The organism is Micromonospora sp. NPDC049051, assembly GCF_043197575.1.
Lineage (GTDB): Bacteria > Actinomycetota > Actinomycetes > Mycobacteriales > Micromonosporaceae > Micromonospora.
Window position 1 is genome coordinate 775,892 of record NZ_JBICTL010000003.1, and the last position, 11,736, is coordinate 787,627.

General features: G+C 71.6%; 12 protein-coding genes and 1 pseudogene. 1 reads left to right on the forward strand and 12 read right to left on the reverse strand.

All coding sequences use genetic code 11. From position 1 onward, the window contains the following. Positions 1 to 44 precede the first annotated feature (44 nt). The 3 genes from ACGFIR_RS15535 to ACGFIR_RS15545 all read right to left on the reverse strand — a co-directional run bounded on the left by ACGFIR_RS15535 (position 45) and on the right by ACGFIR_RS15545 (position 2,348). Positions 45 to 860: an SCO1664 family protein gene (locus ACGFIR_RS15535; RefSeq protein ID WP_393145543.1), complete on the reverse strand. Its 816-nt coding sequence runs from the start codon at positions 858 to 860 to the stop codon at positions 45 to 47. Then, on the reverse strand, positions 857 to 1,441 hold the full coding sequence (locus tag ACGFIR_RS15540) for a DUF3090 domain-containing protein (protein ID WP_393003371.1): 585 nt from the start codon (positions 1,439 to 1,441) through the stop codon (positions 857 to 859). Before ACGFIR_RS15540 ends, ACGFIR_RS15535 begins: the two co-directional genes overlap by 4 nt. Positions 1,442 to 1,634: 193 nt before the next feature. Continuing rightward, entirely contained in the window at positions 1,635 to 2,348 is a 714-nt protein-coding gene (locus tag ACGFIR_RS15545) for an MSMEG_4193 family putative phosphomutase (protein WP_393145545.1), read from the reverse strand. 176 nt (positions 2,349 to 2,524) lie between these two features. On the opposite strand from ACGFIR_RS15545, the gene ACGFIR_RS15550 reads away from it, so the two are divergent. After that, positions 2,525 to 3,262: a YoaK family protein gene (locus ACGFIR_RS15550; protein WP_393145547.1), complete on the forward strand. Its 738-nt coding sequence runs from the start codon at positions 2,525 to 2,527 to the stop codon at positions 3,260 to 3,262. A gap of 92 nt (positions 3,263 to 3,354) precedes the next feature. Here ACGFIR_RS15550 and amt read toward each other — a convergent pair whose 3' ends face one another. The 9 genes and pseudogenes from amt to ACGFIR_RS15595 all read right to left on the reverse strand — a co-directional run bounded on the left by amt (position 3,355) and on the right by ACGFIR_RS15595 (position 11,632). Next, positions 3,355 to 5,016, reverse strand: a complete 1,662-nt coding sequence (amt, locus tag ACGFIR_RS15555; RefSeq protein WP_393145550.1) for an ammonium transporter — start codon at positions 5,014 to 5,016, stop codon at positions 3,355 to 3,357. Between the two features lie 26 nt (positions 5,017 to 5,042). Next, positions 5,043 to 6,068, reverse strand: a complete 1,026-nt coding sequence (gene yut, locus ACGFIR_RS15560; RefSeq protein ID WP_393145552.1) for an urea transporter — start codon at positions 6,066 to 6,068, stop codon at positions 5,043 to 5,045. Positions 6,069 to 6,087: 19 nt separating this feature from the next. Next, positions 6,088 to 7,005, reverse strand: coding sequence for an urease accessory protein UreD (locus tag ACGFIR_RS15565; RefSeq protein WP_393145554.1), 918 nt, complete (start codon positions 7,003 to 7,005; stop codon positions 6,088 to 6,090). Continuing rightward, positions 7,002 to 7,631, reverse strand: coding sequence for an urease accessory protein UreG (gene ureG / locus ACGFIR_RS15570; RefSeq protein WP_393003383.1), 630 nt, complete (start codon positions 7,629 to 7,631; stop codon positions 7,002 to 7,004). The genes ACGFIR_RS15565 and ureG overlap by 4 nt, the downstream gene beginning before the upstream one ends. Positions 7,632 to 7,716: 85 nt before the next feature. Then, positions 7,717 to 8,394 (reverse strand): urease accessory protein UreF, encoded by a 678-nt coding sequence (locus ACGFIR_RS15575; RefSeq protein WP_393145556.1) that lies wholly within the window; start codon positions 8,392 to 8,394, stop codon positions 7,717 to 7,719. A gap of 19 nt (positions 8,395 to 8,413) precedes the next feature. Beyond that, the gene (gene ureE / locus ACGFIR_RS15580; protein ID WP_393003387.1) at positions 8,414 to 8,977 is read right to left on the reverse strand and encodes an urease accessory protein UreE; all 564 of its coding nucleotides are present in this window, start codon (positions 8,975 to 8,977) and stop codon (positions 8,414 to 8,416) included. A 62-nt stretch (positions 8,978 to 9,039) separates the two neighbouring features. Continuing rightward, positions 9,040 to 10,758, reverse strand: a complete 1,719-nt coding sequence (locus ACGFIR_RS15585; RefSeq protein ID WP_393003389.1) for an urease subunit alpha — start codon at positions 10,756 to 10,758, stop codon at positions 9,040 to 9,042. 192 nt (positions 10,759 to 10,950) lie between these two features. Further along, positions 10,951 to 11,286 (reverse strand): annotated as a pseudogene (locus ACGFIR_RS15590) (urease subunit beta); the annotation flags it as partial. A 43-nt stretch (positions 11,287 to 11,329) separates the two neighbouring features. After that, complete coding sequence (locus tag ACGFIR_RS15595; RefSeq protein ID WP_132237885.1) at positions 11,330 to 11,632, reverse strand: urease subunit gamma; 303 nt, start codon at positions 11,630 to 11,632, stop codon at positions 11,330 to 11,332. Positions 11,633 to 11,736 lie beyond the last annotated feature (104 nt).

Below are 11,736 nucleotides of genomic sequence, written 5' to 3' on the forward strand. Positions count from 1 at the left end.
CCACAGTGATCAACATGACAACGTCGTGGACCAGCCGCGGGCGCTCACATGGGGGGCCAGGGCACCGCAGGCCAGTCCTGTGACGGCTGCGGGAACAGGCCGCTGCGCCGCAGCCGGTCGACCCGGGCCGCCAGCTCGGCGATCTCCCGCAGGGTCAGGTGCTCGGCCAGCTCGGCGCCGAGTGCCCCGGGGAGCTGGCCGGCGAGGGCGTCGAGGGTCTCCACGGCGTCCGCCGGCAGCTGCCGGCCGGCCCAGCCCCAGAGCACCGTGCGCAGCTTCTCCTCGACGTGGAAGCTGACCCCGTGGTCGACGCCGTAGATCCGGTCGTCGGGGCCGACGAGGACGTGCCCGCCCTTGCGGTCCGCGTTGTTGATCACCGCGTCGAGCACCGCGAGTCGGGCCAGCCGCGGATCGTCGGCGTGCGCCAGCGCGTACGGCGCGCCGTCGTCGTCGCGGGCCGCGGCGATGGGGAACCAGCGGGGCGGCAACGCGTCGGCCGGCACGAACCCGACGAGGGGCTCGGCCTCGTCGGGCTCGTCGATCCAGAGCTGGCACGACCCCGGGCCGAACGGGCCGTCGCGCAGCACCGTCGGCGGGACCAGGTCCCACCCGGTGGCCCGGGAGACCACGTACGCCGAGACCTCCCGGCCGGCCAGCGTGCCGTCCGGGAAGTCCCACAGTGGGCGCTCACCGCGGATGGGCTTGTAGACGCAGCGGGCCGTCAGCCCGTCGAGGGTCAGGATGCCGCGCAGGGTCGTGTTGGAGGCGTCGACGAGCCGCCCCTCCAGGTCGAGGTGGCCGTCGCGGAGCAACCGGAGCGCGGCCTCGCCGTCCTGTCGGGGCTGGAGATCCGATGTCACCGGTGGTAACCGTTGTGCCGCGGGCAGAGGTGACCGGCGGGATCGAGGGGCTGGCCGCAGAGCGGGCAGGGCGGCCGGCCCGCGTTGACCACCCGTCGGGCCCGCTCGATGAACTGGCGGGTCGCCTCGGGGGTCAGCCGCACCCGGAGCCGGTCGAGGTCGTCGTCCGGCTCCTCGTCGTCGTCCTCGGCTTCCTCGTCGTCGTCGGGCTCACCGAGGTCGACCTCGGCCTCCCCCTCCCCGACGGCGATGGCCTCGATCACCACGGTCGCGGTGTCGACGTCGAACGCCAGCCCGAGCGTGCCGACGCGGAACTCCTCGTCGACCGGTGTGTCCAGCGGGTCGTTGTCGCCGACCGCGGCCACCGGCTCGGGCAGCTCCACGCCGAATCGGCGCTGCGCCTCGGAGAGCAGCTCCTCGAGCTTCTCGGCGAGCAGCGACACCTGGACCTTCTCCAGCGCGACGCTGACCAGCCGGCCACCGCCGCGCGCCTGCAGGAAGAACGTGCGCTCCCCCGGCGGCCCGACCGTCCCGGCGACGAACCGCTCCGGCGGCTCGAAGGCGTGCACCTGGTGGGTCATACCCACGACCCTATCCGGCGCGCCACGGCACCGCGCACCCCACCGACGCGAATCGCCGCGCGCCCGCCGCGCCCGGCGCACCGGCCGCCGTAGCCGGGCGTGGCGGGCGGCCGGAGCCGACCCGCCGCCGACCCGCCCGACCGGCCCGGGTCCGCCGCGCCCCGAGGCCACGGCCCGGGGCGTTCCCGGCTGGTCACCGGCCCGCTCCCGCCCCGCCACCGACGGGCGCGTCGGAGTCGCCGGCGCCGGCGGACTTCGTCGCCCCCCGGCGCCGCTTGCGCGGCGGGGGCACCAGCCCGGCCAGGTCGCCGCCGGTGTCGTTGAGCCGCATCAGGAAGGGCCGCAGCGGGGTGTAGCGGATCGCCGTCACCGACGCCGGGTCGGCCACGATCCGCTGGAACAGATCCAGGTGTACGCCGAGCGCGTCGGCCACGATCGCCTTGATCACGTCGCCGTGGCTGCACGCCAACCAGACCGCCTCCGGACCGTGCTCGGCGGTGATCCGCGCGTCCCAGCTGCGGACCGCGGCGACCGCCCGCGCCGCCATCGCCGCCATCGCCTCGCCCTGGGGGAAGACCGCGGCGCTCGGGTGCTGCTGGACGACCGGCCAGAGCGGGTCCTTGGCCAGCTTCTTCAGCGGCTGGCCCTCCCAGGCCCCGTAGCCGCACTCGATCAGCCCCTCCTCCACCACCGGGGCGACCCCCGGCAGCGCCAGCTCCAGGGTCTGCCGGCAGCGGATCAGCGGGCTGGTCACCACCGCCGCGAACGGCAGGGCCCGCAGCCGTTCGCCGACCGCGCCCGCCTGGGCCCGGCCCGTGTCGTCCAGCTCGACGGGCTGGCGCCCGGCCAGCCCACCGTCCGCGTTCGCGGTCGTCCGGCCGTGTCGCAGAAGCAGAAGGGTCGCCACGGGACCACCCTATGGCCTGCGCCCGACAGCGGCCCTCCGCCGGAATGTCGGGATGACAGGTATGCGGCATCAACCCGGTTCCCCCGTGAAAGTCCAATAACATGAGAATTGATCGGTCCGCGCCGACGGAACGGACGGGTGGTCCAGGTCCTGGCTCGGAGGGTGCGTGCGACGCGATGGGCGACTCGGCTTCCCCGCGGTCCTCGACGGGCCGCGACGCCCCGGACCCCGACGACTCGTACCGCGAGTTCCGACGACCGCTGCTGGTCCTGGCCCTCACCACGGCGATCGCCGGCTTCGTGGACGCCTTCGCCTTCCTGCGCTACGGCGCGTTCGTCGCCAACCAGTCGGGCAACGCCATCTTCCTGGGCCTGAGCATGGCCGGGCGGCATCCCACCTGGCCCGAGTCGGCGGCCTCGCTGGTCGCGTTCGCCGTCGGCACGGGCGTGGTCTCGCAGGTACGCGCGGCCCGCAGCCGCTCCTCGCCGTCCGCGCGAGGGCTCGCCGCCGCCGTGCTCGCGATGTCGCTGTGGGCGGTGCTCAACGTCCTGCTCCGCTACGGCCACCAGGGCGGGCTGCCGCGCGTCACGCTGGCCGCCGCCGGCGGCCTCGCCCTGGGCGCCCTGGCGACGCTGTTCGCCCGCACCGCCGGCATCACCACCGCCATCACCTACCAGTCGGGCACGGTGGCGAAGACCGGGGAACGCGTCGGCCGTTGGCTCGTGGGGCCGGGCCGGGGCCGCAGCCGGGCCCGGCAGGGCGCGCTCCTCGGGCTGCTGGGGCTGACCTGCTACGCCGCCGGTGGCGGCGTCGGAACCGTGGCGCAGGAACGCCCGCTCTGGGTGCCGGCCTGGGCGGCGCTCGCCCTGTCGACCGTCGCGCTGCTGCTCCGGCAGGTCCGCTCCGCGCGGTGACCCGCTCCGGCGTAGCCCGCCGCCGGAGGTCCACCGGGGTACGCCGGTCCCCCGTCCGTGCCGCGAGCCGGATCCGGCGGGCCGGCCGGAACTCAGCGTACGTCCGTCGCGGGCTGGACGTCCTGCACGAAGCTCTCCGACCGGTCCGCGCCGTAGCGGCCCAGCACGTCCAGCACCGAGGGCACCGCCTCCTGCCGCACCACCACCTCGACCCGGGCCCGATCCAGGAGGTCCTGGTCCTGCCAGTAGCCCCGGGGCAGCGCGCGGGAGGCCGGCTCGGCGGTGGAGACGGTGGCGTCGGAGACCACGATGGCGGTGGCGCCCGCCGCACGCAGGGCGTCGCGCAGCTCCCGCGTCGTCGGCAGCAGGGTCGGGTCCACCGTCGCGGTCACCAGCCGGGCGTGCCCGGCCGGCTGGGCGGGCGCCACAGCCGTTTCCCGTCCGGCCCGGTGCTGCCGGCGCTGCGGCGCGCCCGTGCCGCTGAGCCCCGCGACGCCGCCGAGGTGGTATGCGGCGGCGCCCTGCTGGGCGTGGTCGAGGTCGTCCTGCTCGTCGGCGGGGGCGCGGAGCCCGACGAGCGCCTGCACGGCGGCGGCAATCGCCCAGCTGAGTACGAAGGCGAAGGCCACCACGCTGAGGACGCCGACGAGCTGGTGCCAGAGCAGGGATCCGCCGCCACCGAGGAAGAGCCCGTCCTTGCCGAGCGGGTTGACGCCGCTGTCGCCGAAGAGGCCGAGCAGCAGCGTGCCGAGCATGCCGCCGACGAAGTGCACCGCGAGGACGTCCAGCGCGTCGTCGAGCCGGAGCAGGTACTTCAGCCGCAGCGCCGTGTGGCAGACGATGCCGGCGATCGCGCCGATGACGATGGCGGAGATGGTGTTGACGTACCCGGCGGCCGGGGTGATGGTCGCGAGCCCCGCGACGGCACCGGAGACGCTGCCGACCACGGTGCTGTGGCCGTCCTTGAACCGTTCCGCCACCAGCCAGAGCAGCATGCCGGCCGCGGCGGCGAGGTGGGTGTTGATCAGCGCCTGGGCGGCCACCCCGTTGGCCTGGAGTCCGTCGCCGCCGTTGAAGCCGAACCAGCCGAACCAGAGGATGCCCGCACCGAGGATGGTCAACGGGATGGAGTTGGGTGGGGCGGCGGTGCGCGGCCAGCCCCGGCGGCGTTTCACCACCAGCAGGGTGCCCAGGACCGCGGCCCCCGCCGAGGCGTGGACCACCAGTCCCCCGGCCCAGTCCTGGGTGCCGAACTTCGCCAGCCAGCCGTCGGGGTGCCAGAGCCAGTGCGCGATCGGGGCGTAGACCACGATGGACCAGACGGCCAGGAACAGCGCCCAGCCGAGGAACTTCAGCCGGCCGGCGGTGGCCCCGGTGACGAGCGCGGGGGTGATCACCGCGAACATCATCTGGTAGGCGACGAACGCCAGGGTGGGTACGGTCACCTGGCCGGCGACGACGTGCAGGTTGGGCGCGGGCGGGACGCCGAGGCCGGTCAGCCCGAGCAGTTCGAGGTTGCCGAAGAGGCCGGTGCCGGCGTCGTCGCCGAAGGCGATGGTGTAGCCGACCAGCACCCAGGTGAGGCTGACGACGCCCAGCGCGATGATGTTCTGTTGCAGCATCGCGAGCACGTTGCGGGTGCGGACCATCCCGCCGTAGAAGGCGGCCAGGCCGGGCGTCATGAACAGCACGAGGCCGGTGCAGACCAGCACCCAGGCGGTGTCGCCCGAGTTCACCGCTTGCTGAGCGAGCACGGCGCTCACCTCTCCTCTCGGTACGGTCAGACGGTGCGCTTCACCGCGGAGACGACGGTCTCCTCGACGCGTTCGTGGTTGGGCAACGGCGCGAAGTGCCGCTTGGGCAGCAGCAGCAACCAGGTGGCGATGTTGAACGGCCCGGTCAGCACGGGGATGGCCAGCGGGGTGAGCACGGTGGCCAGGGCCAGCTGGACGAAGAGCGTCAGCGCGATGCCGAACAGGGTGTAGAGCGTCGCCAGCGTGCCGGGGCGGTGCATCACCGCGCCCACCGCGATGGCCGTCAGCACCGCGTTGAAGCCGTACAGGCCCTTGTCGAGCGAGGCCCCGTCGGCGCCGAACCAGAGCGCCAGCAGGGTCGCGCCGACGGCGCCGATCAGCGCGAAGAGCGCCGACCAGCGGGAGTTGACCAGCAGCGCGACCACGATGATCAGCCCGGTGACCCAGCTGTTGATCAGAAACACCTGGGACACGCCGCGCAGGAAGGTCGGCACGAGGGCCCAGTCGAAGCTGCCGCCGGCCAGCGGTCCCTGCCCGGGGAACTTCGGTGTCATGTCGGTCAGTACGGTGAACCGGTCGAACTGGTACGCGGCCAGCAGCAGCACCCAGGTGGTCAGCACGAACGGGAACGTGAACGCGGTCAGGCCCCACTTCTTGAAGATCGCGTTCAGGGCCAGCGTGACCACGGTCGTGGCGGCGGCGCCCAGCACCAGGTAGAGCCACATCAGCGGCCGGTCGTCGAGGAAGGTCGGGACGGCGAGCCCGGTCAGCAGCGGGCTGAAGCCGAACATCCCCTGCCGCAGCGAGGTCCGGTCCACCTGGAGGACGAGGGCCGTGGCGGTGCCGACGACGAGGCCGAGGACGCCGCCGCCGAAGACCCGTGGCTGGCCGTTCTCGACCGCCCCCCAGGCGAGCGCCACGAGGATGAGCAGGCCGGTCAGCGCGTTGTTCTGGAAGACGACCTGAGCGGGTCCGCGCAGGCAGGCGTCGACGAAGCCGACCAACGGGTTGCGGCTGCTCAGCCTGTGCCAGCCGTGCGTCACAGCGCTCACGGCAACCTCCTTGGTCGGCTCAACGCCAGCTGAACGCGGGCGGGAAGGTGTGGCCGGTCACCTCTTCGCGGGCGGCCACGCAGAAGGCGCGTACCGCGGCGCGGACCGGCTCCGTTTCCTGGCCGAGGACCTTGAAGACGAGACCCGCGTCGTTCGGCAGCCGGCTGACGGCGCTGGCCAGCGGGGTCTGCTCGTCCCAGACCGGCGTCGAGGTCCGCTCGTAGACCCGGGCGGCCCGCTCGGGACCGGTGAGCAGCACGACGTTGCCGAAGATGTGGAAGCGGTCCATGACCCCGACCCGGGCCGCCTCGAACGTGGCGGGGGCCGCCACGAACTTCTCCACGAACAGCTGCCGGCCGTCGGGCCGCTCGGCCCGCACGGAACAGGAGAACAGGTCGTACGCGAAGAGTTCGCCGTCGCGGTAGTGCTTGCGGCCGGGTTGCAGGATCTCGCCGTAGAGCAGCGTGGCGCTGGCCGGCAACCGCACCCGGGTGTCGGTGACGAACCGGCTGCCCCGGTACGGGATGGTGGGCTCCGGCAGGTACTCCAGGTAGGCGTCCTCGGCGAGGGTGAACCGCTGGATCTGCGTGCCGTAGTTCGCGTCCATCTCCTGGATCTTGGTGGCGGACTGGGTCACCAGGTGCGCCTGGCTGCCGGGCGCCAGGTCCACGTCCACGTGCAGCCGGTCGCCCTGCAGCACCCCGCCGGAGGTGGTGAGGATCATGACGCAGGGCAACTGCGGCATCTCCTCGTCCCAGTAGAGCGCCCGCTGGACCAGCAGCGGCGACTGCCGGTAGAGGTCGTGCAGGATGGTGCGCTCCCCGCGCCGCTCGAACCCGAGGCGCAGCACCCCGACCTTGCCGTTGGACGCGGCGGGCAGCTGGGCCGGTTGGTCCTGGTACGGCTCCAGCTCCCGCGCACTGTCCAGTGTGATCATGCGACCACTTCGGCGTCGAAGAGCGCGTTGCGGCGGATCAGCGAGACCAGCTCGTCGACGCCCTCGCCCGTCTTGCAGTTGGTGAACACGACCGGCTTGCCGTCGCGCATCGCGTCCGCGTCGCGCGCCATGACGGCGAGGTCGGCGTCCACGTAGGGCGCCAGGTCCGTCTTGTTGATGACGAGGATGTCGGACTTGGAGATGCCCGGACCGTTCTTGCGCGGGATCTTGTCGCCGGCCGCGACGTCGATGACGTAGATGAAGTAGTCGACCAGCGCGGGGCTGAAGGTCAGGGTGAGGTTGTCCCCGCCGCTCTCGATCAGCACCACGTCGCTGTCCGGGAAGCGGGCCTCCATGTCCTCCACGGCCGCCAGGTTCATGCTCGGGTCCTCGCGTACCGCCGTGTGCGGGCACGCGCCGGTCTCCACGCCCAGGATCCGCTCCTCGACCAGCACCCCGGTCAGCGCGCGCCGCACGTGCTTGGCGTCCTCCGTGGTGACGACGTCGTTGGTGATCACCAGCACCCGCAGTCCGTTCTCCACGAACCGGGGCACCACCGCCTCGATGATCGCGGTCTTGCCGCTGCCCACCGGGCCGCCCACTCCGATACGACTTGCCGACTTCATCTCGTGACCTGTCCTTCTGGGGAGTTCGGTTCAGATTCGGGAGGGGATGGTTCGCGCGGTCGCCCGTCGGCTCTCCGCCGGGCACTCAGCTCATGAACATCCGCACGTGCGTGTGCTGGTGCGCGGCGGCCAGGACGTCGAGGTGGGGGCCGAAGGTCTGCATGTCGTCGAGGTCCGCGGTGCGCACCTCGCGGTAGTCGTCGGCGACCTTCTCGTTGACCGCGAAGAGGATCGACTGCGCGTCGAGGTGGTCCAACCGCATCAGCCGGACGGCCGCGCCGAGCACCGTGGAGGCCGTGCCGTACTGGTGGGCCGCGAAGGCGTCCTCCTCGCCGACCCCGAGTTCGGCGAAGACCACCCCGAGGGCGACCGGGTAGGTGACCGGCACGCCGTTCGCCGACTCGGCGATCCGCTTCTTCAGCAGGGTCTCCCCGACGATCCGGGTCGCGGCCTCGGCCAGCTTGCGTCCCATGCGTACGGACATGACGCGCATCTCTTCGTTGATCTTGCGCAGGTGGACGGCCTCGTCCGCGCGCCGGATCCGGTCGAGGTCCCCGGCGGCGGCGCCCCGGTGGCCGGCGAGCAGGGCGACGCCGTCTCCCGTGGCGGCGAGCCGGGTGACCGTCCGGACGAAGTCCTGGAGGGTCACCCGGTCGTGGACGACCCCGTGCTCCACGGCCATCTCCAGCCCGTTGGAGAAGGAGAAGGCGCCCACCGGGAAGACCGAGTCGCCGAACTGCAACAGCTTCAGGGTCTCGACCATCGTGCGCACCGCCGGCCCCTCAGTTCAGGTCGGCGGGCAGGTGCGAGTGCGGCGTCGAGTCGGCCCCGCCGAACAACCGCCGCGACTCGTGCGGCGCGAGGTACGCGATGACCTCCGTGCCGGGGACGAACTCGTGGGTGATGCCCGTGAAGGCGTGGGTACGCATCACCGAGTCCATGACCTTGCGGTCGACGGTCAGCGGGACGTACATCTTCGAGCCCTTGACCACGGCCGGCCAGTGCTGGTTGCCGATGGCGTGCCCGAGTTCGACGGCCGAGCGGATCAGCAGTTCGGCCGACTCCCCGCGCAGCTTCTCGAGGTCGACCACCATGACGTCGCCCAACCGCACCCGGGCCACCACCGCCGTGGCGGTCAGGTCGTCCCAGGCCAGGACGTCGCCGTCGCGCAGCCGCACGCCCCGCGCCAGCGAGACCGCCAGTTCCGCGCCGGAAGTCGTCGTCTTGCGGATGCGGCTCTTCTGGGCGTCCCACTGGTCGAGCACCAGGTCGTCGACGCGCGCTTCCTTCAGCCGGGCCGTCCAGTCCGGCTCGTTCATGTTGCCCAGCACCGTCTCGACGAGCACGGGCCTCTCCTCTCGGTCGGTGTGCCGGGACCGCACGCGTTCGACGGACGGTCCCGGCGGCGTCAGCTGAAGAAGTAGAGCTGGCTCAGGGGAAGGTTGCGGGCCGGCGGCACCGTCGCGTGGACGCCGTCCATCTTCACGGCGAAGGTCTCCGGATCCACCTCGAGCTTCGGCGTCCGGTCGTTGCGCACCATGTCGCGCTTGGTCAGTCCCCGGGTCCGGTACACCGGCATGACCTGCCGTTGCAGGCCGAGCCGCTCGGCGATGCCGGCCTCGTACGCGGCCCGGGACACGAAGGTCACGCAGGTCTTGGCGAGCTGGCTGCCGTACGCGGCGAACGAGGGCCGGTAGTAGACCGGCTGCGGCGTCGGCAGCGAGGCGTTCGGGTCGCCCATGATCGACCAGGCGATCATGCCGCCCTTGAGGACCAGCTTCGGCTTGGTGCCGAAGAAGGCCGGCTCCCAGAGCACGAGGTCGGCCATCTTGCCCGGCGTCACCGAGCCCAGCACGTGCGAGATCCCCTGGGTGATGGCCGGGTTGATGGTCATCTTCGCCACGTACCGCAGCACCCGGAAGTTGTCGTTGGCGTCGGAGTCCTCGGCGAGCTTGCCGCGGGTGGCCTTCATCTGCCCGGCGAGCTGGATGGTCCGCAACCAGGTCTCGCCGACGCGCCCCATGGCCTGCGAGTCGCTCTGCATCATCGAGATGACACCCTCGTCGAGCAGCACGTCCTCGGCCGCGATCGTCTCCGTGCGGATCCGGCTCTCGACGAACGCCACGTCCGAGGGGACCTGCGGGTTGAAGTTGTGGCAAACCATGATCATGTCGTACAGCTCGGACTGGCTGTTGATGCCGTAGGGCACCGTGGGCGTGGTGGAGCTGGGCAGCACGTTCATCTGGCCGGCGATCTTGATGACGTCTGGCGCGTGGCCGCCGCCGGCGCCCTCGGTGTGGAAGGTGTGGATCGTCCGGCCCTCGAACGCGGCGATGCTGTCCTCCAGGTAGCCGCTCTCGTTGAGGGTGTCGGTGTGGATGCTGACCTGCACGTCGAACTCGTCGGCGACGTCCAGGCAGGCCCGGATCACCGCGGGCGGGGCGCCCCAGTCCTCGTGGATCTTGAAGCTCGGCGCGCCGGCCATGATCTGCTCCACCAGGGGCGCGCGGCCGGTGCTGTTGCCCTTGGCCATCAGGCCGATGTTGATGGGGATGCTCTCGAAGGCCCGCATCATCGCCTGGATGTTCCACGGCCCGGGAGTGATGGTGACGCCGTTCGTGCTGTCGGTCGGGCCGGTGCCGCCGCCCCACAGGGTGGTCACACCGTTGCTCAGGGCGGCCTGCGCCTGCAACGGCGTCACCAGGTGCACGTGCGTGTCGATGCCCCCGGCGGTCAGGATGAGGTGCTCGCCGGAGATCGCCTCGGTGCCCGGTCCGGTGATCAGCTCGGGGGTGACCCCGTCCATGATGTTCGGGTTGCCGGCCTTGCCGATGCCGGCGATCTTGCCGTCCTTGACCCCGACGTCGGCCTTGACCACGCCGAGGGTCGCGTCGAGGATGGTCACGTTGGTGATGACCAGGTCCAGGCCCCCCTCGGCGTTGGTGTACTGGTTGTGCACCCCCATGCCGTCGCGCAGGGTCTTGCCGCCGCCGTACATCACCTCGTCGCCCAGGACCCGCAGGTCCTTCTCGATCTCGATGTAGAGATCCGTGTCGCCGAGGCGGATCTGGTCGCCCGTCGTGGGGCCGTACATTCCGGAATACTCTTGCCGGGAGATCTGGCTCATCTGTTCTTCTCTCCTGCCCGAGGCTGGCAGCCCTGCGGGATAGTGGACCTACTTCTTCTTGCCCTCGGGCTTGTCCTGTTGCTCGGGCTTCTCCTGCTGTTCCGGGCCGAACTTGAAGCCCCGGGTCTTGGCGTTGTGGATCGCCGCCGTCCGGTCCGGCCGGTAGCTGGGCATCGACTCGCTTCCGCTCCAGCCCTGCACCAGCCCGTTGAACCCGTAGACGCGCTGCTGCCCGCCGAAGGGAATGAGCTGCACGGTCTTCTTGTCGCCCGGCTCGAAGCGGATGGACGTCGTCGCCGGGATGTTGAGCCGCCTGCCGAACGCCGCCTCGCGGTCGAAGGCGAGCATCCGGTTGGCCTCGAAGAAGTGGAAGTGCGAGCCGACCTGGATCGGCCGGTCGCCGGTGTTCTGCACGACGACTTCCGTGACCGGCCGGCCCGCGTTCAACTCCAGCGGCTGGTCGCTGAGCACGTAGCCGCCGATGGGCCGCACGTGCTTGGAGTTGGGGCCGGGATGCTGCTTGGCCATCTCTGCTCCGCCTTTCTCGAAGATCGCGTCCGGACTCCTGCGCCTACCGGATCGGTGAGTGCACGGTGACCAGTCGGGAACCGTCGGTGAAGACCGCCTCGACCTGCACCATGGGCAACATGTCCGGCACGCCCGGCATCACGTCGTCGGCGCTCAGTGTGCTGCGGGCCTCGTTCATGACCTCTTCGACGGTCTTGCCCTCCCGGGCCCCCTCGAGCGCGGCGGCGCAGATCACCGCGACGGCCTCGGGGTGGTTGAGCTTGATCCCTCTGGCCTTGCGGGCGTTGGCGACGACGGCCATCGAGAGGATCGTGAGCTTGTCGAATTCCTTCGGTGTCAGATGCACTGTTCGGGTCCTTCGCGACTGTCGATCGGGGGCGACCGGCCGGGCCGGACGGACTCGGCTCGGCCTTGGCACCGGCAGCTCAGCTTGACCAGTATGTCCGCTAC

What these genes read in the sequence shown, in the direction of transcription:
- ACGFIR_RS15585 (WP_393003389.1), bottom strand. Translation starts at nt 10,758, where the DNA reads ATGAGCCAGATCTCCCGGCAAGAGTATTCCGGAATGTACGGCCCCACG.
- ACGFIR_RS15575 (WP_393145556.1), bottom strand. Translation starts at nt 8,394, where the DNA reads ATGGTCGAGACCCTGAAGCTGTTGCAGTTCGGCGACTCGGTCTTCCCG.
- ACGFIR_RS15550 (WP_393145547.1), top strand. Translation starts at nt 2,525, where the DNA reads ATGGGCGACTCGGCTTCCCCGCGGTCCTCGACGGGCCGCGACGCCCCG.
- ureG (WP_393003383.1), bottom strand. Translation starts at nt 7,631, where the DNA reads ATGAAGTCGGCAAGTCGTATCGGAGTGGGCGGCCCGGTGGGCAGCGGC.
- ACGFIR_RS15540 (WP_393003371.1), bottom strand. Translation starts at nt 1,441, where the DNA reads ATGACCCACCAGGTGCACGCCTTCGAGCCGCCGGAGCGGTTCGTCGCC.
- ACGFIR_RS15565 (WP_393145554.1), bottom strand. Translation starts at nt 7,005, where the DNA reads ATGATCACACTGGACAGTGCGCGGGAGCTGGAGCCGTACCAGGACCAA.